The sequence below is a fragment of the Shewanella hanedai genome (genome assembly GCF_007197645.1).
Lineage (GTDB): Bacteria > Pseudomonadota > Gammaproteobacteria > Enterobacterales > Shewanellaceae > Shewanella > Shewanella hanedai.
In genome coordinates this window covers 47,959-69,624 of sequence record NZ_VKGK01000008.1, presented here as the reverse complement: position 1 = coordinate 69,624, position 21,666 = coordinate 47,959, and the positions used below count along the sequence as shown (strand labels likewise).

The 21,666-nt window shown below is 44.7% G+C and carries 14 protein-coding genes and 1 riboswitch; of the genes, 6 read left to right on the top strand and 8 right to left on the bottom strand.

Annotation, left to right across the window (positions count from 1 at the left end; genetic code table 11):
- Window positions 1-175: 175 nt before the first annotated feature.
- A complete protein-coding gene (pepB, locus tag FN961_RS08485; RefSeq protein ID WP_143564124.1) occupies window positions 176-1,453 on the top strand; it encodes an aminopeptidase PepB in 1,278 nt (425 codons plus the stop codon).
- Window positions 1,454-1,843: 390 nt separating this feature from the next.
- A complete protein-coding gene (locus FN961_RS08480) occupies window positions 1,844-2,815 on the top strand; it encodes a winged helix-turn-helix domain-containing protein (protein WP_185972752.1) in 972 nt (323 codons plus the stop codon).
- 273 nt (window positions 2,816-3,088) lie between these two features.
- Here the strand turns inward: FN961_RS08480 and FN961_RS08475 are convergent, their stop codons facing one another.
- Window positions 3,089-3,679 (bottom strand): 2'-5' RNA ligase family protein, encoded by a 591-nt coding sequence (locus tag FN961_RS08475; protein WP_143564122.1) that lies wholly within the window; start codon window positions 3,677-3,679, stop codon window positions 3,089-3,091.
- 128 nt (window positions 3,680-3,807) lie between these two features.
- On the opposite strand from FN961_RS08475, the gene hrpB reads away from it, so the two are divergent.
- Both hrpB and mrcB read left to right on the top strand, forming a co-directional pair.
- Window positions 3,808-6,339 (top strand): ATP-dependent helicase HrpB, encoded by a 2,532-nt coding sequence (gene hrpB, locus FN961_RS08470; protein WP_143564121.1) that lies wholly within the window; start codon window positions 3,808-3,810, stop codon window positions 6,337-6,339.
- A gap of 162 nt (window positions 6,340-6,501) precedes the next feature.
- Complete coding sequence (mrcB, locus tag FN961_RS08465; RefSeq protein ID WP_185972751.1) at window positions 6,502-8,883, top strand: penicillin-binding protein 1B; 2,382 nt, start codon at window positions 6,502-6,504, stop codon at window positions 8,881-8,883.
- A gap of 47 nt (window positions 8,884-8,930) precedes the next feature.
- Here the strand turns inward: mrcB and FN961_RS08460 are convergent, their stop codons facing one another.
- From FN961_RS08460 to FN961_RS08430, 7 genes are all read right to left on the bottom strand, one after another.
- Entirely contained in the window at window positions 8,931-10,391 is a 1,461-nt protein-coding gene (locus tag FN961_RS08460) for a glutathione synthase (RefSeq protein WP_143564120.1), read from the bottom strand.
- Window positions 10,392-10,573: 182 nt separating this feature from the next.
- Window positions 10,574-11,527: a hypothetical protein gene (locus FN961_RS08455; protein WP_143564119.1), complete on the bottom strand. Its 954-nt coding sequence runs from the start codon at window positions 11,525-11,527 to the stop codon at window positions 10,574-10,576.
- A 387-nt stretch (window positions 11,528-11,914) separates the two neighbouring features.
- Window positions 11,915-13,084 carry a sugar transporter gene (locus FN961_RS08450; protein ID WP_143564118.1) on the bottom strand — a complete coding sequence of 390 codons (1,170 nt, stop codon included), beginning with the start codon at window positions 13,082-13,084 and terminating at the stop codon, window positions 11,915-11,917.
- Between the two features lie 261 nt (window positions 13,085-13,345).
- Window positions 13,346-14,143 (bottom strand): PepSY-associated TM helix domain-containing protein, encoded by a 798-nt coding sequence (locus tag FN961_RS08445; protein ID WP_143564117.1) that lies wholly within the window; start codon window positions 14,141-14,143, stop codon window positions 13,346-13,348.
- Window positions 14,144-14,264: 121 nt separating this feature from the next.
- Window positions 14,265-14,783: an FMN-binding protein gene (locus FN961_RS08440; RefSeq protein WP_143564207.1), complete on the bottom strand. Its 519-nt coding sequence runs from the start codon at window positions 14,781-14,783 to the stop codon at window positions 14,265-14,267.
- A gap of 126 nt (window positions 14,784-14,909) precedes the next feature.
- Window positions 14,910-16,091, bottom strand: a complete 1,182-nt coding sequence (locus FN961_RS08435; RefSeq protein ID WP_143564206.1) for a porin — start codon at window positions 16,089-16,091, stop codon at window positions 14,910-14,912.
- 289 nt (window positions 16,092-16,380) lie between these two features.
- On the bottom strand, window positions 16,381-18,570 hold the full coding sequence (locus FN961_RS08430) for a TonB-dependent receptor family protein (RefSeq protein ID WP_143564116.1): 2,190 nt from the start codon (window positions 18,568-18,570) through the stop codon (window positions 16,381-16,383).
- 296 nt (window positions 18,571-18,866) lie between these two features.
- Here FN961_RS08430 and FN961_RS08425 point away from each other — a divergent pair, with 296 nt between their 5' ends.
- Both FN961_RS08425 and FN961_RS08420 read left to right on the top strand, forming a co-directional pair.
- On the top strand, window positions 18,867-19,568 hold the full coding sequence (locus tag FN961_RS08425; RefSeq protein ID WP_143564115.1) for a DUF3581 domain-containing protein: 702 nt from the start codon (window positions 18,867-18,869) through the stop codon (window positions 19,566-19,568).
- 369 nt (window positions 19,569-19,937) lie between these two features.
- Window positions 19,938-20,075, top strand: a riboswitch (glycine riboswitch).
- Window positions 20,076-20,236: 161 nt separating this feature from the next.
- Window positions 20,237-21,634: an alanine/glycine:cation symporter family protein gene (locus tag FN961_RS08420; protein WP_143564114.1), complete on the top strand. Its 1,398-nt coding sequence runs from the start codon at window positions 20,237-20,239 to the stop codon at window positions 21,632-21,634.
- Window positions 21,635-21,666 lie beyond the last annotated feature (32 nt).

The window sequence follows — 21,666 nt, the reverse complement described above, 5'->3', positions numbered from 1 at the left end:
GATTAGCAGTAAACCTCAAGGCACTGTCAACACAATCACGCTATTATCGAAAAATTGAAAATGAACAAAGCAGTCTGATATTCAAGGAGATGACTTTAGGTATTTGTTTCATTGCAGTACACTTTCGGACAAAGATTTAATCAATTTATAAGAAAAAACAGCAAAAGGAATCGGCATGACAGATTTAATGGTAGTAAGCCTGAGTAAAGATGCTCCAGCGGCTCATTGGGGCAATGCAGATGTCACTTTTCAAAATAATGAGGTTGTTATCCATCTTCAAGGTGGAGATGAACTTCGTCAAATCCAACAGGCTGCGCGTAAATTGAGAAACCTTGGCATTGCTAGATTGTCTTTGGAAGGCGATCTCTGGGATCTGAACTCTCAATGGTCGTTAGCTCACGGGTTTGCTACTGCTAAATCTGTTCCTGACATTACTTGGACCGGAGATGAAGCGACTCAGCTAGAACTGACAAACCGCCTTGAAAGTGCAAGCTTTGCGCGTCACTTAATTAATGAAACCCCAGAAAACCTCGCGCCAGTAAAACTAGCTATTCTAGCTGCTCATTGGTTATCGGAGATAGGCGGTGAGAAAGTGTCTTACCGTATCGTTGAAGGTGCTCAACTGTTAGAAGAAAAATGGGTGGGTATTCATGCTGTCGGCCGCGGCAGTGAGCGGCCACCAGCGATGCTTGAACTCGATTACAATCCTCTGGGGGATGACGCGCCAGTATCAGTCGCATTGGTTGGTAAAGGGATCACATTTGATTCAGGTGGTTACAGTATCAAGGCAACTGAAGGCATGTTGGGCATGAAGTGCGACATGGGCGGGGCGGCAACAGTGACTGCCGCTTTGGGGCTTGCGATGAAGCAGGGACTGAATAAACGCGTTAAGTTATTCCTCTGTTGTGCTGAGAACTTAATTAGCGGTCATGCTTATAAACTCGGTGACATCCTAACTTACAAGAATGGTGTCTCGGTGGAAGTGGTTAACACAGATGCTGAAGGGCGTTTGGTATTGGCCGATGGTCTACAGGCCGCCTGTGAAACTGGTGCGCCACTCGTTATCGACGCTGCTACCTTAACGGGGGCTGCTTTTATGGCGGTAGGCAATAACTATAACGCCATCTTCTCTCCACAAAGTGAAGTCTTAGCAATGACTCAACTAAAGGCATCGGAAGTTGCTGAGCGGGTTTGGCCGCTTCCTTTGGATCCTTGGCATCGTGATATGTGTCCGTCGCCCTATGCTGATACAGCCAACAGCCGCCCGATGAAAGGCGGTGGAGCTGGTGGTGCATCAAATGCTGCTGGCTTCCTCTGGCGTTTTGTTTCACCAGAGGTGAAATGGTTACATATGGATCTGGCATCGGCTTTTGCAGACTCGCCTAACTCTCTTTGGGCTGCCGGTGGTACAACTCATGGTATGTTGACCATCACTGCAATACTACAAGACTAAATATATTGAGTTTTTTGACCTGAATATTAACGCGAGTCTGATATGACAAATATTGGGCTCGCTGTTACTACATAGAATCATCTCACCTAAAGTACCTCATATAAACACCTCTACACTTTCTATTCGCAGTGGAGCAGTTAGTTCATAGTCACTCTGAATCGATCGCTTTACTTACAGCGATTAGAGTTACCAGCATAATGTGTATGTTCGGTTTAATTGAACTTAGTTAAATAACTAATCTTGCTATCTATTTTTTACTATCAGACTAATTGCTGATAGTTTACGTCTTTCTGTTGTTGCATAATTGTTAATTATTTTGGGTTGCCAGCTATTTTAAAAGACAGCTTGTTTGTCGTACATTCATAACAAGCTCAGGGAATGAGATCGCTTATGTACACTCGTTTTGATGAATTTAGTATTAATACCAAAACATTTGAGTTGATGATTGGCAGAGAGCTTGTGCAACTTGATGAGCGGGTATTCTTGCTGTTTAGCTTACTGATAGAGCACTATCCCACACACTGTAGCAAACAGGAGTGTCTGGAATATATTTGGCCAGATACTGTGGTTTCAGACATGTCCCTTGCCAAGTTGGTATCAGATACCCGCAAGTTGTTTAAACTGGCAGGTTGTGAGGTGCCGATAATTCAAACTATTCATGGGCGTGGCTATCGATTATCTAAAGAGCTAGGTCAGCAGCTTGGCAGTCAAGGTTCGCAACTTGAGCAACTAAACCCCGTTATTTCGGAACCAAGTTTACAACTTAAAGAGTCAGATACCCATGAAGAAACAACTGTTCAAGGAGAGTTAGCTTCTTGGCTGAATGATGACAAAACCATTATCTTATTCGGGAGTCTTCAGCTTAAAAGAAGAAACGTCATCGCCGTCTCCTTGATATTTATTTTTGCTGCCATTTCAGTGTTTAGCCATTTAAGTCCCTCTTGGTTTACCTCTTCAATTCATCATTCTAAAGAGCTTGTTTACAGTCAGTCACCTGCAGCGATAGGGCGAATTTTATGGGTCGATGACAATCCCGATAATAATATTAAGGAAAGAGCGGCATTACGCGAACATGATATTGGTGTTTATATCACCACGAGTACAGAAGAAGCCCTGTTACTGCTTTCCATCTATGGCTATGAAATGGTTATCTCGGATATGGGAAGGGGTGAAGATCCTATCGCGGGTCTGAAACTCTTAAGGCAAATACGCGAGAGTGGTGGGAAGATCCCTTACATTATATACACGATAAACGACACTCAGGAGTTAAATGATGAGGTTCGTAGAAGTGGTGGACAAGGGGTTGCAGTGGATTCTGAAAATCTACACAAACTGGTTATGTATCATTTTCAGAACAAATAAATAAAAAATTGAAGGCTATTTGAGAGATAAGTTATTATTTTAAAGTGATTTTAGCCCAATTCAAACTTTTTCAATATCTTTCAAAGTTTATCTGTACCTAATTATCTAATCTCATGATATCAATAAGATATTGAAATTCATTACTGTCTACAAGCTCCATGGCTTGTTATTTCTCTTGAGGGATAGACGGTAAGGATATCAATAATCAATAGATATTCTTCATTTGCTGCCCTAATCGGCAGCATTTTTTTTATCTGAAACTCGCTATTATACCTACTGAGATGACCTTTTACTTAAGGGCCAGGACTGTAAAATTTGATATTTTACGCCATCGGGAGTACTGGTCGAAACATAGAGATGCACTTTCTCGGGTGTCAAAGTGAGTGACAGAGGGGGGGATTGCTCAGGTAGATATTTCGCTTTTCTGAATAAGCTGACATGGGGGATGAATGCTATTGGAGGTTCTTGAGGAATTAAGTTTTTGGGTACTTCGGAACTTTCCCTAGCTGCTATATCCATTCCTATTTGCAGCATAAGTGCACGACAATCATCGATGATGAGTTGTAGGTGTGGATCCTCAATCTTCCCAGATAAGCAGAGCACTTGAGGTTTTCTAAACAGGGTCAGTGTGTCTAAGGTGACACTGAATGCTGGCCAACGGTGTGCTGAACTGCTGTGTCGGATATCGAGCATATGCTGCAGTTTATATTGGCTATGCATATCAAGTAGCCCTAGAAACGCTAACGTCATATGGAAATTAGTCGGACTTACTTTTTTCCCATCAATATTCAGCTCAGTTTGCAGGGTAGATAATCGAGTGAGTTGAGCTTGTGTTGGTGCAATACCAAGAAAGAGTCTTTTCATGATTCAGAGTACTTGTCCGTTCTAATGTGTCAGTTATAACATCATTTTCAACCAAGTGAACTTGTGCATTCACTTATGTAGTGATCGTTAGTACACTGAGCCAAAATGATTTTGAGATACGATTTCCATTGGATCAGTTACCCGTTCTAAGCCTGCTTGCTCCGTTAAGAGAGGCGTTCAGTCAGCATCATCAAGTGATATTAGAGGCGCCAACCGGTGCTGGTAAATCCACCGCCCTGCCTCTAGCGATGCTGAATTGGGATGAGCTTAAGGGTAAAATCTTAATGCTTGAGCCCCGGCGCGTCGCAGCCAGAAGTGTCGCCCACTATATTGCCAGTCAGCGTGGCTGCAAAGTCGGTGAAGAGGTGGGTTATCGAGTGCGTGGTGAATCTCGTAGTCAGGCATCAACTCGCTTAGAGATCGTGACTGAAGGGATCTTAACGCGAATGATCCAACAAGATCCTGAGTTGACGGGGATCGAAATGATCATTTTCGATGAGATCCATGAGCGGCATCTGACTACCGATCTCGGCCTCGCGTTGGCGCTTGAGATCCAAGGATCGTTTCGTGAAGATCTTAAGATTTTAGCCATGTCGGCAACGCTTTCTGGTTTGCCGTTAACTGATCTAATGCCTGATGCTATCTCATTAAAGAGCGAAGGACGCAGTTTTCCTGTAGAAATTGCTTATCGCGCATCTTCCTCACAGCAAAAGAATCGTTCTCCTCATCATTGTATTGAGCATATGGGCAGGTGCATCGTCGATATGCTGGCTGATGACAGCCAGCTTAGCCAATACTCCCACGGTTCTTTACTGGCATTTCTTCCAGGGCAAGGGGAGATCATGAAGTTGCAGGAGTTTTTAAGCAGCCGTTTGGATCTCAATCAATTTTCAATATGCCCCCTCTATGGCAGCTTACCCCCTAAAGTGCAGGACCGCGCGATTGCAGCAGCCAGTGATGGCAAGCGTAAAGTGGTGCTATCAACTAACGTGGCTGAATCGAGTTTGACCATCGATGGGATCACCATGGTGGTCGATTCTGGCTATAAACGTCAGGCAAGCTTTAATGCCAGAACCGGGGTGACGCGTTTGTCCCTCAAGCGCATCAGTCAGGCGTCTGCAGCTCAGCGTTGTGGCCGTGCAGGGCGTTTAGCCCCTGGTTATTGTATGCGTTTGTGGAGTCAGGAGGAGCAGGGCAGATTGCTCAAAGCTGATGAACCTGAGGTACTGCATTCCGACCTTATTCCTATGGTGCTTGATGCGGCTTGCTGGGGAGTGAAATCCCTTGCTGAGCTGCCTATGCTCACCGCGGCTTCGAAACCCAATGAGAGTGCAGCTTGGGAGCTGTTAAAGATGCTTGAGGTGGTCGATAAACAGCGACAAATCACTTCACATGGACGACAAGCCTACGAGCTTGGTTGTCACCCAAGATTGGCGCACATGCTGCTAAAAGCTAAATCTCTCGCGCAGAATTCGGGTGAGCATGAATTGGTGGGCCTTGCCTGCATTTTGGCTGGAACGCTAGAATCTCGCTCCCGTGGACGACATGGTATCGATATCGGCGGATACTTGAGAGAGGCGGTTCAAGGTGAGTCGGGGCAACAAGTACGTCAGTGGATGAAGAAACTAAAAGTTAATCCGGATCTGTCCGCTTGCATTGCCGAGGCATCCAATGAAGACATTGCTTTCTTACTTGCTTTAGCCTTCCCAGATAGAGTGGCTAAAAATCGTGGTGTTTCCGGTTACCTGTTGGCTAATGGTACTGGTGTCACCTTGCCTGAACATGACGCTTTATCCTCAGTAGATTGGCTGGTGGTCGCCGATTTTCAGGAGAATGAAGGGCGAACGAGCGGACGTGTGTATCTGGCGGCTCAAATTGATACTGCGGCGTTTAAAAGTCGGCTCGCCTTTTTGGTGACCAAACAAGAACACTGTGGTTGGGATGATACTAAAGGTCGTTTTTACGCTGAAACTCAACAACGCATTGGCCAGATAGTCTTAAGTAAAACGGCAGTGAGTAAGCCAGATCCTAAGCAGATTAAATCAGCCATTATCGAACAGATCCGCACTAAAGGTCTGGGTTTACTGAACATGAATGACAAGGTGTTACAGCTGCAAAATAGGCTTGCGTTAGCGGCGACACTCGACAAAGATCAAAGCTGGCCTGACATCAGTGATGATCAGCTTATCGATACATTAACCGATTGGCTCGGCCCATATCTCAGTGATGTCAGAAGCTTGTCACAATTGAAGTCACTTGACTGCTATAATCTGCTGCTCAACCAGCTTGAATGGAATGCTCAACAGCGCCTTGATACACTGTTTCCCTGTCATTGGCCCATGGCGACTGGCACTCGAGCTGGGATCACCTATGATGATGGCGGAAGAGCGCTGTTAAGTGTGCGTCTACAAGAAGCGTTAGGAATGGCACTCAGCCCCGTACTCGCTAATGGAAAGCTAACGGTGACCATGGAGTTACTCTCTCCTGCACATCGGCCATTGGCATTGACTGCGGATCTGGCCAGCTTTTGGCAAGGCCCTTACGTTGAAGTAAAGAAAGAGATGAAAGGTCGGTACCCTAAGCATTTATGGCCAGACGATCCAGCCAATACATTGCCGACGCGTTTCACCAAGAAAAAGACCTTAAACCAGAATTTGTAAGGGCAGAAAGCGAGTGATGAAAAATGATAAAGGTAAGGGATAATTTTTGAGTTTTCAGATTAGATAAGCGCCCACTGAAGCAGCTTCAGGCGCGCATCAAGCATTATTTTTCAAGGCTGCTTTTCAATAACCTTGGTTACAAGATAGATTTCCGGAATAAAGATGACAGATAAAGAAACACCAAAGAAACCTGCTCGCAAGGCGCCAGCTTCTGGAGCCGCAGTGAAAAAAGCAGCGCCCAAGAAACGAGCCTCAAAAGCTAAAGTAGTAAAAAAAGCGAACAAGCCGTCGACTGGATTAGGCCGCCGCATCTGGTCTATCAGCTGGAAATTAGGGCTGATTCTGTTTGTAGCTGTATTGAGTTATGGCATCTATCTAGATCAGGTGATAGCGCGCAAATTTGAAGGGCAGAAATGGCACCTCCCAGCACAGGTATTTAGCCGCTCCATGGCATTATACCCAGGGGCTGCTGTGAGTCATGGTCAGTTGATTGCCGAGCTTAAGTTACTGGGTTATCGCAAAGTGGCTAACCCAAGACAGGTGGGTGAATTTTCCGCTTCTAAAACCCGAGTTGATCTCTGGCGTCGTCCATTCCTGCATCCAAAGGGATCTCAGGCAGAACAGAGAGTGATGATCGCTTTTGATTCTCAGGGAGTCAGCTCAGTAACAAGGGCATCAGACAAGCGACAATTAGCCGTTTTTCATCTTGAGCCTGTGTTGCTGGATCGCATTATCACCGGAGACGGTGAAGATCGTCTGTTTGTTCCCACTGCTAAGCTGCCACAGCCGATTATTGATTCACTTATCTTGGTTGAAGATCGTAATTTCTATGAACATCACGGGGTGAGTCCATTTGCCATTCTTCGCGCCGCACTGGTTAACATCAGCGCTGGGCGAACAGTGCAAGGGGGCTCAACCTTAACTCAACAGTTAGCGAAGAACTTCTTTCTTTCTAGCGAGCGCTCCTTGGTACGTAAGATCCGTGAAGCTTTGATGGCGATAATTATCGATTTTCGCTATGAAAAAGATGAAATATTAGAGGCTTATCTTAACGAAGTGTATATGGGTCAAGACAAATCTCGTGGAGTTCACGGCATGGGACTGGCGTCTCAATTCTATTTTGGTCGCCCCATTGCAGAGCTGACTTTACCCCAGCAAGCTTTCCTTGTTGCGGTCATCAAAGGGCCCTCTTATTACAACCCGTGGCGTTATCCTGAGCGTGCTGCAAGTCGCCGTGACTTAGTGTTACGCCTCCTGATGGAAGACGGTAAGCTCAGCGTTGCTCAATACACCGCAGCGGTTGAATCGCCTCTAGGCCTGAGAAGTGCCGATAAACCAGTACATCAAAAATTACCGGCATTTTTTGCGGTAGTGCAACATGAGCTTGGCAGACGTTTTGGTGATTCTTTGTTAAAGCAGTCTGGCATTAAGGTTTACACTACGCTGGATCCGATGGCACAAGAAGCGGCTGAGAAAGCGGTGAAAAAGACCATGGCTCGCTTAGGGAAAAATGATCAAGATCTGCAGATCGGTATGGTCGTAACCGATAAGTACTCAGCCGGTATCGCAGCCATGGTTGGCGATAAAGCACCTGGCTATAAAGGGTATAACCGAGCGGTTGAAATAAGACGCCCGATAGGCTCATTAATCAAACCTTTTGTCTATGCGACCGCCTTAAATCAGCCAGCGAAGTACACATTGGCGACACCACTGAAAGATCAACCTATAACCTTAAATAACGGCCAAGGTAAGACTTGGTCACCGCAAAATGTCGATAAAAAGTTCAGAGGCGAAGTGCCACTGTTAACGGCGTTTAAGAAGTCGATCAACGTGCCAACGGTAAACTTAGGCATGGAGATTGGTGTCAGCAGTGTCGCGACCACGCTTGATAAAGCGGGATGGAGAGATAAGGTCTCTGAGTACCCTTCAATGTTGCTGGGAGCGGTTAATGGTTCACCATTAATGGTTGCTCAAGTCTATCAAACCATCGCGGATAACGGCCATTATCGACGACTGTCATCAGTTACAGATGTATTGGACATGGAAAATAACCCTTTACCAGTCAAACGAGTGGAGCAGAGTGAAGCCTTGGCTGCCAGCACCACTTATCTGGTGCAATACGCTATGACTCAAGTGGTTAAATCAGGCACTGCATCTAGGCTTGGGCGTACTTTCCCACATACCACGTTAGCGGGTAAAACCGGCACCAGTAACGACTCCCGCGACTCTTGGTTTGCAGGATTTGATGAACGTAACGTTGCTGCAATTTGGGTGGGTCGTGATGACAATGGCAAGACAGGTCTTTATGGAAGCAGTGGCGCCATGGCTGTGTATCAAGACTTCCTTGGTATTCGCCCACCTATCAGTTTAAGAAGGACGCCAATCAGCGGTGTGGTTAATGGTCATTTCGATAAAACCACAGGTGTCGCTAAACAAGCTGGCTGTGAAAACTCCATTGCACTACCTGCATTGGCAGCCAGTTATCACCCAGCTAAGAACTGCGGTGAGCCACTTTCATGGTGGCAGCAACTCACTGGCGGCTAGGGTGGAATCCTTATCTGTAGAGATATATGAGCCTGGCTAAGCCAGGCTTAATCAACCAAAGTGATAGAATCTAAGATCCCTTGACCACTGTGTATACCGCCTTCATTCTCCTTTGCTGGTTTGCTTCGTACTAGGTACCCAGCATAGCCATTCAATTCAGTCATCGGCTCACCATTGAAAAATGCAGTAAACAGGCCAATTTCACTGACTAAGTCATCAATTTTCGTCTGCTCGCCATTGCGTACAGCAATCGTTGGGCGTTCACGCTCATGTGGATGTAAACGCTTCATGAGCGCCCATGCATCATACTGCTCAACGTTTAGCTGATTAAGCTTGTGGCTGATCTCATCACCAAACACACAATGACCTCCGCCCTCTCCTTGGTTTTTCAAAACCCACTCATGTTTGTCAGCATCGGATGCAAACCATGTGATTGTTGCTTGATTGATAGGCACCATCTCAGCCAATACGGTTTTCACTAGCCTAACTTCCTCGACTGAAAGCCCCCAACGTGAGAAGTCCTGTTCGGGCATCATGGTCAATATCATCTGCATCGTTTTACTGGTGGCAAGTTGCTGGCTTACTGTCGCGTTCACTGCCACATTATGCTGTTCGATAAAAACACGCGTTTGGCTTAACGTTTGGCAGCAGGTATCTTCACGCAGTGCAGGCGCAAAATAATCGATATATTGATAACCTGCACGCAGGTAAACGACATCGATAGCGCCGATATCCTTGAGCATTAACCTTCTTTCTTCACCTGAATATAACTGAGACGCCAGTTGATCAAAGGTGCGCCTAACGGTTCTTATTCCTCGTTTTTGAAGTTCAACTTCAAGCAGGTGCTGATCGTAAACATTATCTTCATGCCTTTGCACAATCATCAAAAAAGTGGCTTGGCCTGTTTCATTAAAGTCTGCCTGTATTTTATGGGCTGAGTGGGCAATGGCGTAAGCTAACTGCCCAAGGCCGTCATTGTCGGCTGGAGTCGCTGAAGGATCTTCAACCCAGTCATGATAGGTTTCTGGCCATTGATTTTTGATGAATTGGTGCAACTGGGTGATACGCTTGCCAAATGGTCCCATTCCCGCTGCAATACCATTAAATTCAATTACCTTTGCTCCTTGCTGGCGATCATCCATATAGTCTGTTCGCATCAACAGCAGCGGCTGGCGGGCCGGAAACATTGGCTGTTCTTTAACTCCATGGATCTGGTGGTGCAACAGCATCAAGCGTTCAAAAAATGGATCCGCTTTTGCCATTTTACTCAACGAAGATTGCAGAAAAAGATGATCTTCAGACACCCGACTGATTAACTTGGTTAGCAAGGGAGTGACTTGGAGTAAGTGTTGGTAAACACCACGTTTCATGGACATGGGGGCAAGACTGAATGGACAATGGCTTGCCGTTCCATCCCTATTTTTAAAGGCAACACCGTGCATAATTGACCATTCACACAACTCATCGGTGATCTGCTTATCAACTAACTGAGCGTTCATGTTATTCATAATAATGCCTTTGATATCGAGACAGATTTGTAGTTATCGACAAATCACCTTATTTCGATTAAACCAGAAATTTAGAATCTTATCAATAAGTCGACAGTTGTAATCAAATTAATTTGAATTAATTGAATCTGTTTTAGGAAAATAGCAGCTTAATTACGATGTACCATAAATGACTCGAATGTTTAGCCTCCAATTACTTTCGGGGCTGTACAGGCTCTAAACCAAGGATGTCGCTTCTCCGATAGAGCGCTAATCATGGCGTTGATGAACTCTTCACCGCCACCGAAAGGGTTATAAAAACCAACCACTCTTGGCGTTCTGTCGGTGTCTGATGAATGAATTTGCGCTTTAATAGCCCCCATGGCCAAAATACTGTTCATAAAGGTGGTTTCATTCAATTCACTGGGTAAAGGTAAGGTTGCTGCAATCTTCTCTCCACTAACTCCTAAGGTCTGCACGACAAGAGAGCCTTGTATATCTCCACTCGATGCTTTTGCTGCGATCCCCGGGAATCCGGAAATATTGACACTACCTTTGATAACATTGGCATTTGCCTTGAGTCTAAGTCCTAGACCCACATAGATTGGAATGGAGATCTGACTCCACTCATTTCCAGTATATTTTCCATCAACATAGGGGTGTATCTCATATTTACTGATCACACCAGGTGGTGTTGGTGTTGTAAATCCAAGAGTGTCCCCTTTTTTATAACTGACATTCTTGTAAGTTGTGTTAAATAGACCTGCTTTATAATTCACTAAATCTGCTACATAGCGCCTTACACTGAAGTTGCCAGGAGCTGTGTCTGTATTCATATAATCTAAAATAACTTCAAACTGTTCATTCTCGACTGCTGTTTTAGCGAGTGTAAAGTCAGTGCTACCATCGGCATTAAATTTTCGTGTCGCCATCCTTACAGTCTGATCGGGAAGCGCCTTAGTTAATTCAATTTCTGTGATATAGCTCAGTTGCACTGCGTTTTCAACACAGCTTTCTCCTGGTTTCGTGTCTATTGGAAGAGGATCTAAAGGGACATATGTGTATTTAGTGTAAGTTTCAGCAGACGTATTCGGAAGTGTGGATCCGCAAGCTGCTAAAAATGGCACTAGCGCAGAGTAAAATATCCATTTATTCATAAAAACTCCTTTTTTATGTTTTTATTACTATGTTTTGTGAATGCATTCACTGCTTAAGGTAAGTTAGTTAGCCTTAATTTACAATCAGAGGGAAATTAACGGTGTCAGTTAATGGATCGAAATAAATAGCAGAATCTGTGGAGTGCAAGCCTAGAGCTCAGTGAAGCTTCAAGTACAACAATTATAAGTTGCTGGTTGTATTGTCGATGAGTATTTGTTGCTGTGGAAAAGGAGGATTACTATTGTTCCATTTCTTGATCGGGTGTGAATTTTCACAATGTGAGTTGTTTGATGAAGCCTAAAAATGAAGGGTCTAGCTAAGCTTGATGAATCAAAAGAGGCTTGTCGAACGACAAGCCTTAGAACTTATGGTTTTTGGCCTATTGCTTAATGAGCCATCTCTCTACGTCGTGCTTTTAGCAAGTAGAACAGGGGAATGATGGATAATACGATCAATAGACTAGCCCAATTTCCATTTTCAACAACACCATATCTTGCAGCAATAATGCTGCCTAATAGTGCACCGCTACCAATTCCGACATTAAATAAACCTGAGTAAATAGCCATTGCCACGTCAGTAGCATCTGGGGCTAATTTCAATGCTTTTGATTGTAGTGATAGACACATCAACATCATGCCAGTGCCCCATATAATAGAGAGTGGGAGCAGTAACCAGATTTGGCTAGCAATGAATGGCAGGATTGTCATGCAGCTACCCAATAACACGATTGCAAGTGTCAGTAACTGTTGTGCGTGACGTGCTTGATAACGGCTAAATAGCGCACTACCAATTAATCCTGCAGCACCAAAGATGAGTAGTATCATGGTGGTGATGTTGGCAGAGTAGCCAAAATGCTCTTGCAGTAAAGGCTCCAAGTAGGTGTAGACGCTGTAGTGAGCGGTCACTAACACTATGGTAAGCAGGTATAGCCAGAGTAGTGCTTTATTGCGTACTAAAGCTGGCAAGCTACGCCAGCTTCCACCATGGGCTGCGGGTAAGTTTGGAAGTCCGCGCCAAAGCAGCAACATCATGAACAATGTGAGTAAGCCAATTAAGGCAAAAATACTGCGCCAGCCCACTAACTGGCCAATGACTCGCCCTAGGGGAATGCCTAATACAAGTGCTAATACACAGCCTGTTGCGAAAATACTTAACGCTTGTGCGCCTTGACCATTCGGTGCGAGCCGTACCACGAGTGCAGGGGCTATTGCCCAAAACAGTGCATGAGTAAAGGCGATGCCGATACGTCCTGACAATAAAATGTCGTAGCTGGGCGCCCAGACACAAACACCGTGGCTGATGATGAAAACTGTCATTAATCCCAGCAGTAATTTTTTACGCTCAAATCGCGCAAACAGTAATACTGCCGGTAAAGAAGCAAGAGCCACGACGCTGGCATAAACCGTTAACATAGGACCTATTTCAACAGCACTCATGTCAAAGCTCTGCCCGAGAGCGGCAAGGATCCCCACAGGCACAAATTCTGTGGAAACAAAAACAAAGGCAGTAAGTGCCAGTAAAAGCACTGGAGCCCAAGCAATGAGGCGCTGTTTCATTAAGTCTTACATCCGAAATCAAAGGGCGGCAAGTCTACGCTTAAATAATAGCCAGATCGATAGGATCAATTGCTAAATATTCAATCTGTGATCTAGGTGTTACTTTTGCTTAAGGTGATACTTTCGGAGGCTTAAGGATGAATCCAAAAAGTGAGAGGGGGCGTTTTACCAAGAAATTGTTATTAATAGAATAATAGAATAATAGAATGATAAACATTTGGGTGTAAATACAATGGTTGGTGATATAAGGATTAACCGAATCTACTTTCGTTTAATCCTCTTGGGTTTGTGCTGCACCCACAAATACACTCCTGATAGAGACATGAATATCAATGCGAGAGCGACAATATCCATGAACCAAGGGCCTAAAGCGCCGAAAAATCGGCCGCTATGAATATCGAGTAGAACACGTTCCCAAGTGAGATGGTGTGAGCGTGCTAATAGTGATATCTCTTGGGTTTGATTTGATACTGCTATATGGGTGGCCTCAGGTAATGGGGCTATCCAAGTTAGTGGTGCGAAGGGCGTAGTTTGAGTCCATTCAATCAGATCTTCATCGGCCATGTAACTGCCGCTATCAGTGTTTATCCAGATATGGCCATCATGGGCTATTGATGTTAATCCAGAAGGTAAACCTGTGCTCAAATCCTGTTTCTCAAGTAACTCTCCCTCAGCTGATATGAGGTAAAGGTTATCCCTGTCGATAGCGATAATCATATCGCCAAAAGGGACGATGCCGTTAATGGTTGAGCTGGCTTCAACAGCCAGGTGTTTGTCTACCCAGACAAGGTTATCTGAGCTGGCAAGCAGTGGTGAAGTTTGGTAAATATTTATTTGGGCTGGTGGCTTGATGCCATAGTCATCCAGTAACCAAGCTTGTTTGACATGGGTCATATCGATAGCAAGATCATGACTGTGGTTGATCAATACACCCGTTATGGAGAGTAGTAAAACAAAAAGAGCGCTGAATATCCCGAACCCTCGATGCCAGGATCTAAGCAGCCTTTTAAGGATCAAGCTGATACGGTTTCTGTTAGGGGAGTGAGGTTTATGGCCCATTATTGTTCTTGTTATTAACTCTGTCTGGTGGAAATCATAACAAGCATATCGGCTTAGCGAAACCCACTCCTTGTGAACAAAGAGTCTATAAAAGTAAATGGAGCCATTTAGAAGTACTAGATTAGCTTCTCGTTACCCGCGAATCTAGCCAGAGTGCGATGCGCGATAGCTTGGTTAATGCCCTAACTGAAAGTGTCGCACCTGTGATGCCATCGATGTGTCTGTCGAGTGTGAGATCTTTATTGAGTTTGGCGGCTTTGAATTGGTCGGTGAAGAAATCATGGCGTACTTCATCACCACGGCTTTCACGGTAAATGAGTACCTTGGTTTGAGCTATCTGCTTTTCTTTTACATGGATGCCAACAGTGATTGGGGATTCTTTACCTATCTCATCAAGTATCCAGACCGTTTCTCCTTCTTGTTGCCAATAACGGACTCGTAGCTTCTTATATTTGTGGGACAAAATCTCTTCAATAACCTTCAGGGCCTCATCATCTAGCCAAAAAACTTTAGCTTTGGGAGTTGGAGCATTAAAGGCTTGGCTGATAAATGCTTTTGGCGCTTGATACTGGCTATTGGCGAGCACAGCAAAGCTTAAGGTTAACGTGATAGCAATGGCTAATATTTGCGTTAGTTTCATCATATACTCAGCAGGGTAAATAGGTCGTTTTGCTGTGAAATCTATACTCAAGCAACCTAAATTCTAAGTTGCTTGAGTATAGATAAAGCCCTCGAAGAGGGCTCATCTATTTGCCTAATACTTAAATTAGAACTGGTAACCTACGCCAAGGTTGAAACCGTCAGCATCTTTAGCGCCGCCAACTTTTTCATAGTCAGCCTTAAAGACGACATTTTCGTGTAACCAGTAGTTCACACCAACATTGGTTTGAGTGATCTCTGTGTCGTCGCTATTACCGGCTTCGTTGTCGTAACGGTTGTAACGCGCAAATAATCCAAAGCTGTCGTTGAAGCGGTATGATGGCTCGATGTACCAACCATTTTGGTCATCACGACCAAGTGCTTCAGCCTCAGCTCCATCAATATCCCATTGTGCGTAAAGGGCTTTAACAGTAAACGCTTCAATGCTGTATATGACGTGAGCAGTGAGTAAAGTGGCTGATGCCGTATCTACACCGCCAGCACTTTGAGTAATATCAGATTGATATTGCGCTGTTGCTGCAAGTTCAAGTCCTGGAATTGCGGTGTATTTTGCACGAGCAGTATAAGCAAGATCTGAAGCATTTGCTTTGGCCACTTTTTGACGACCGCTACGAATGTTATATGCCTTGCCACCTGTCGTAGCAACTTCAAGACCGCTGGTGATTGTGCCGTCGAATGCTAAGCCTGGAGCGGCTTTAACATTAAGTGCAGCACCTGCTTCCCACCACGTTGCCGGGATGATGTTCTTCTCAACAGGGTTACGTTCAACACCGTAGAAAGTAGGTGGCTCGTGTGTTTCATTAATGATACCAACAGGTATGAGGAACAGACCTGCTTTACCAGTTAACATATTATTGAAATCATGCTCAATGTAGGCTTGTTCAAGCTCTACTTCGCCAGGCTTATCGTTACCTGAAAGTGCATGTTCAATTTCAAGTTCTGAGAAGAAGCGTGTGTTTTCAGTGAACTCATGACCGAAGAAAAGTACAAAGCGATGAAAATCAACTTCTTTCTTGTCGCTACCAGTCTTGTTATCGGTGATATTGTTGTAGTGAAGTTCACCGTAACCACCAATCGTAGTTGCACTATTAGAGTCGGCAACTTCTTCAACTACGTCTGCTGTTTTTTCAACGCGAGTTTCGGTGGCTTCAAGACGACGCTCAAGATCTTGTAATACTTTTTGCTGCTGCTCAATGATTTTACGTAGCTCTTTTGTCTCATCAGAAGCAAAAGCTGTTTGGCTAGCAAAGAGCCCAAGCATAGCTGTTACAAGTATTGTTTTCTTCATCATTCCGTTCCCGATTGTTACTTATTGGTTTAAATTTGGTTGAATTTTAGCAATTGATTACGATAATGCAAACTATTCTCATTGTGTTTTTGATTAAGATTGTCAAATGTATGTTACTTGTTAATTCAGTGGCTGGGATGTGAACTTATTGGCAGGTTGCTTAAGGTTATGTTTTGTAATGGGTGTTTGCTAAAGAAACAAGAAAGGTGAGCCTGGGGCTCACCTTCTCTTTAGCGGGAAAATATTTTTAATATTATTTTAAGTTTCAGCTAAAACTTGTTTGTTTTGATTAGAATTTGTACACGTACCCAGCTGAAATGGTCATTGGCTTACCTGCAAAGTTAGAACCGTGGATTTTGGTGGTGACATATTTTTCATCAAAAAGATTCTCTGCCGTAAGGTAAATCTCTTGCGCCTCACTGATGAAATAACGTCCCGATAGATCGACGATGGTTTTTGATTTGATAAGGTCATCTTGAGCAATATTACCTTGGCCAGCTTCTGTTCGAATATCACCGGTATAGCGTGCTGCTAACGTTAACTCCCAGCTGTCGCCTGTAACACCTGCTGAGGCGAAGAGAATATTTTCTGCTAAGTAAGGAAGTTTGTCGCCTTTAGTCACATCACCCCAAACATCAAATTCAGATTCAAAGTTATTTAGGAACTCAGCATTGGTGTAGGTATAGGCTAACTTTACTGGGAAGCTGATATCTCCAGTAGCGTTAAATTGGTAGCCTAAACTCAATTCAAGCCCTGATACCGCTACTTCTCCAGCGTTATATTGGTTGTCGAGGTTCTCTTCATCACACCCTTGTGCAGCGGTACAGTTACCGTGCATATTACTGTAGTCACTATAGAAGAAAACCGCTTCTGAGCTGAACTCACCAGCGTTGAAACGTGTGCCCGCTTCGTAGTTCCAGCTGCTTTCTTCTTCTCTATCAGCATTGCCTGGTGCGGCAGGTGAGAAGCCTTTTTGAACGCCAGCTAATACTAGCCAGCGATCATTGATTTGATAAACCGCTGAGAGTGAAGGAAGCAAAGCAGAGAAACTGTTGCTGATGTCTTTAGCTGGCTTGCCATCACGGCCAACGTTGTCCTTGCCCCAGTCGAGTCGATTGGTGCTGACATCTTCATAGCGCAGTCCCGCAGTGATGTTGAAGCTGCCTAATTGAATTTTATCTTGCACGTAAAGGGCAATGGCATCGGCGCTGTCGATACGATTTGAATCAGTACCAGGAATACCACTCTCTGTCAGTGTCATGACCTGGTTAGCATCGATGTCATATTGATCTGTCCATTGGAATCTATCCATGGAATCTTCGTGGTAGCGGGCACCAAAGGCGATCTCATGGTTATCTAAAAACCAGTTAAGCTCTGTTTGTATTCCTTGAGAAATATAGGTGCGATTGTTGGCTTTTACGCGCACATCAATGGGAGCTGAACTTGGGTTTTTATCAAATGCTGAGGCATTTTCTATTCCGCCTTTTTTAAGACTGTCTCCACCGACTCTGTCTGCTTTATACCAGTTACGGGCAAAATCATTGTAGTAGGCTGTAGTGCCTAAAGTCAGGCTGTCACTGAGGTCAATGACATGGTTGATCTGAAACTGCTTGTGTTCAGTATTCATCACATCTTTTTGTGAGGCAGAGTAACGAGCATAAGGTGTCGCGTCAAAATCTGCATCGGTTAGCCCCATATAGGTTTCATTTGAGACCTCGTCTGAGTATTTAAGTTTAAACTCGACGATTTGCTGATATTTAGCGCCTTTTTCTGAGCGAATGCTGACTTTGGCAAGGGCATCGTTTTTCTCGAAACCTGTATTGCCTCCAACACCATTGATATCTTTAAAGCCATCGGCTTGGTAACGATACACTTCGGCGACGGCGCCGACTCGTTCACCTTGTCCACCAGCATAGGCGTGTACTTTTGCAAACCCATCTTGGCCAGCAGCGACATCTATTTTACCTGCTAACTCCTCTTCTGGGATTTGACGAGAGAGCATATTGACCACGCCGCCTGTGGTGCGAGGCCCATACTTAACCGTTGAGCTGCCTTTGAGTACCTCAACCGACTGCATTCTGCCTGACGTTGGAAAATAATAGGCTGCAGGAGAGGCATAAGGAGCAGGCGCTGCCAGTACACCGTCTTCCATAATTGTTATCTTTTCAGAGCGATTTTGTCCTGTACCACGCATACCAATGTTAGGACGTAGACCGTAACCGTCTTCTTCCTGAATATAGACGCCGGGTACTGAAGAGAGGGTGCGCATAATATCGTTGTATCTGAAGGTCTCAAGATCCGCTTCAGTCAGCAAGTGGGCGCTGCCAGGTACTGTGTTAATGGGGTTACGTTCACCGAAGATACTGATCTGTTCCATCGTCGATGGAGAGCTAAGCTCTTGGGCCATAATTTGAGGCGACAATGCGGCAAGTAATGCTGTTGACATAAGGCTTAGTGATAGTGTCGTACGGTGTGACATAAGAGCTCCATATTTGATATGAACTGCAATCATTTATCATTAATAGTAATGGGATTGATTATCATTTGTGTGCGCATCCTATGCTAACTCTATTAAAATTAACTTAACGGTGAAGTTCTTTACATTTGTTAACAAAAGCATGATGGGGAGTGTTTTATTTAAGCGTTTAAGTCATCGGGTGAGTGTTTAGTGATATTTGCTATAGACTGTGCGATTATTTTACCTATACCTAAGCAATCTCTTCGTTTCTGTATCGAGACGTGGATTGATTTTAACTGTGACTACATCGAGTGAATATGTTTCTAACGCCTTATTTTAAAAAAGAAAATAAAACAGTTTTGATTACGCCATCTCAGGCAAGTGATTTTGCTAAGCATGTGGCTCAGGATTTTAATCCTATTCACGATGTTGGCGCTAAGCGTTTTTGTGTTCCGGGTGATCTGCTCTTTTCTTTGGTTTTAGGCGAATACGGCTTAAGTCAGAAGATGAGCTTTACTTTTCAAGGCATGGTTGGCGATGGCGTAAAATTACAGTTTCCTGATTCCGTCGGTGAGCTGTTCAATATTCATGATGATAAAGACAAGCTGTATTTGAATGTAGAACGCCATGGCGAGGTCAGAAATTGCAGCACCCAGATAGAATCTTTTATTCGTAGCTATGTAGCTTTTTCGGGTCTGAACTTTATCCACGTGCTCGTGCCTATGATGAAGCAACATCAAGTAATGATTAATCCAGCGCGTCCTCTGGTTATCTACGAAAGCATGTCTTTCGATTTAACCACGCTCGACTTTACCCAAGTGACGTTGTCATTAGTGGAGCAGGAATTGGTTGTTGATGGTAAGCGCGGTAATGTCACGTTGAAGTTTGAACTTCACAGTGGCGATGAACTTGTTGGAACCGGTGTCAAAACCTTGGTCATGAGCGGTCTTCGCCCTATTGAAGCAGATAAAGTGCAAGACATGTGCGATACCTATGAAGGTCGTAGAACCAGCTTTTAAATTCCTTAATTATTCCTTTCTTTGAAGCATCCTGAGCTTGTCTCAGGATGCAGCTTCATTTTTCTCCTTTGAATTTTTGGTTATTTCCAGCTCCAAGCTGCTTTTTTCGTTTAAAAAAAGCGCGCTTGTTCAACTTGAAGCAAAAAGTGTGATCTCGATGCCTTGAGTCGGCCTTAGGATTGCTGCACTCTGTCTGCCTGCTGGATTTCGATACCATATCAAATCTGGCAATCCGTTCGGATGAAGGTAGCAGGAGAGTGGGGAATTGCCCCCACACCGACGAGGCAACTTTAGGCGATGACGATAACTAATCAGTCTGATTCTAAATACTCTTTCAGGTGCCAATAGTGATTGGCGTGGACTGTTACTGGACGAGCCTCTGGAGAGATCGTAAGTGTTGTGATGAGTGTTTATCAACAGCAACATATTACGGCGCCGAAGGCGCAAGCCCCACAATGACGTTTATTGCAGGGTGAAACGCTCAGGCAAAAGGACAGAGGAGAGGATGACTGCACAGTCCCTGTCGTTTGTCGTCGTGGGCGCTATTTACCTTTGCACCGTTTGTAGGGGAAAATATCGCTGACCATTACCACCGATCGTGACGATCTACAGCCATTTCTTGTTCGCTTCCGTTTATTAATCAAGCTGTTTAATATTCGAGAAAAGCAATGAATTTCCATACGTTAACAAACGATATTTTGCCCGATCTCTTAGTCAATGTGAACGCCATTGTCTGGGGTCCCCTTACGTTGTGTCTTTTAGTCGGTACCGGTCTCTACCTCACCCTGAAACTGAAGCTTATTCAGGTTTTACGCTTGCCATTAGCCATGAAATTAATGTTTAGACCGTCGATAGGCAAAGGCGATCTTTCCTCATTTGCTGCATTGTGTACTGCACTGTCTGCCACTATCGGTACAGGTAATATTGTCGGCGTGGCCACTGCGATTAAAATTGGCGGGCCAGGGGCATTATTTTGGATGTGGCTTGCGGCATTTTTTGGCATGGCGACCAAGTATGCTGAGTGCATGTTGGCGGTGAAGTATCGCACCACCGATGCTCGAGGCGAGATAGCTGGTGGCCCCATGTATTATATCGAGCGAGGCCTCGGGTTAACGTGGATGGCTAAGTTGTTTGCAATCTTCGGTGTGGGAGTGGCATTCTTCGGGATCGGTACTTTTGCTCAAGTTAATGCAATAAGCGACGCGATCACCATCGCTTTTCATGTGCCAGCTTGGATCACTGCGTTAGTGTTAACCGTACTGGTTGCATCAGTGACGCTTGGTGGAGTGAAGCGTATTGCAAACGTGGCGCAAAAGTTAGTGCCCACTATGGCGATAGGCTATGTAATGGCTTGCGTTTGGATTTTAGTGCTCTTTAGTGAGCAGATAATACCAGCATTCCATTTAATCATTGAATCTGCCTTTACACCTATCTCTGCCGCGGGTGGATTTTTAGGTGCTACAGTGGCACAAGCGTTACAAATCGGTATCGCACGAGGCGTGTTCTCTAACGAGGCAGGATTAGGCAGTGCACCGATTGCTGCCGCTGCTGCGAAGACTAATGAACCCGTTGAACAGGGATTGGTCAGCATGACTGGTACCTTCTTCGATACTATTATTATCTGCACCATGACAGGCTTAGTTCTGATCATTACTGGGGTTTGGAGCGGAGATACTGCCGGTGCAGCCATGACCAGTGCCGCGTTTGCCAGTGGTGGTTCGGCGCTGGTGGGTCAATATTTTGTGACCGTGGCCTTGGTGTGCTTTGCTTTTACGACGATTTTAGGTTGGCACTATTACGGTGAACGCTGCTGGTATTATTTGATGGGCGATCGTGGTCATCGTGTCTATCAGGGGATATTTCTCAGTTTGATTGCTGTGGGCTCCTTTATTCATCTGGATATGATCTGGCTGCTGGCTGATACCGTTAATGGTTTAATGGCAATTCCGAACCTAATCGCGCTTATCGGTTTACGTCATGTTATCTACTTAGAAACAGTAAGCTACTTTGCGAAATTTGATAGAAATGGTGTCGATAACACCAAGTCTGAAGTGTTACCAAGCTAAGGTCGCTATTGATAGCGGGGTCTTTTAAACGC

What these genes read in the sequence shown, in the direction of transcription:
- pepB (WP_143564124.1), top strand. Translation starts at nt 176, where the DNA reads ATGACAGATTTAATGGTAGTAAGCCTGAGTAAAGATGCTCCAGCGGCT.
- FN961_RS08480 (WP_185972752.1), top strand. Translation starts at nt 1,844, where the DNA reads ATGTACACTCGTTTTGATGAATTTAGTATTAATACCAAAACATTTGAG.
- FN961_RS08475 (WP_143564122.1), bottom strand. Translation starts at nt 3,679, where the DNA reads ATGAAAAGACTCTTTCTTGGTATTGCACCAACACAAGCTCAACTCACT.
- mrcB (WP_185972751.1), top strand. Translation starts at nt 6,502, where the DNA reads ATGACAGATAAAGAAACACCAAAGAAACCTGCTCGCAAGGCGCCAGCT.
- FN961_RS08460 (WP_143564120.1), bottom strand. Translation starts at nt 10,391, where the DNA reads ATGAATAACATGAACGCTCAGTTAGTTGATAAGCAGATCACCGATGAG.
- FN961_RS08455 (WP_143564119.1), bottom strand. Translation starts at nt 11,527, where the DNA reads ATGAATAAATGGATATTTTACTCTGCGCTAGTGCCATTTTTAGCAGCT.
- FN961_RS08450 (WP_143564118.1), bottom strand. Translation starts at nt 13,084, where the DNA reads ATGAAACAGCGCCTCATTGCTTGGGCTCCAGTGCTTTTACTGGCACTT.
- FN961_RS08445 (WP_143564117.1), bottom strand. Translation starts at nt 14,143, where the DNA reads ATGGGCCATAAACCTCACTCCCCTAACAGAAACCGTATCAGCTTGATC.
- FN961_RS08440 (WP_143564207.1), bottom strand. Translation starts at nt 14,783, where the DNA reads ATGAAACTAACGCAAATATTAGCCATTGCTATCACGTTAACCTTAAGC.
- FN961_RS08435 (WP_143564206.1), bottom strand. Translation starts at nt 16,091, where the DNA reads ATGAAGAAAACAATACTTGTAACAGCTATGCTTGGGCTCTTTGCTAGC.
- FN961_RS08430 (WP_143564116.1), bottom strand. Translation starts at nt 18,570, where the DNA reads ATGTCACACCGTACGACACTATCACTAAGCCTTATGTCAACAGCATTA.
- FN961_RS08425 (WP_143564115.1), top strand. Translation starts at nt 18,867, where the DNA reads ATGTTTCTAACGCCTTATTTTAAAAAAGAAAATAAAACAGTTTTGATT.
- FN961_RS08420 (WP_143564114.1), top strand. Translation starts at nt 20,237, where the DNA reads ATGAATTTCCATACGTTAACAAACGATATTTTGCCCGATCTCTTAGTC.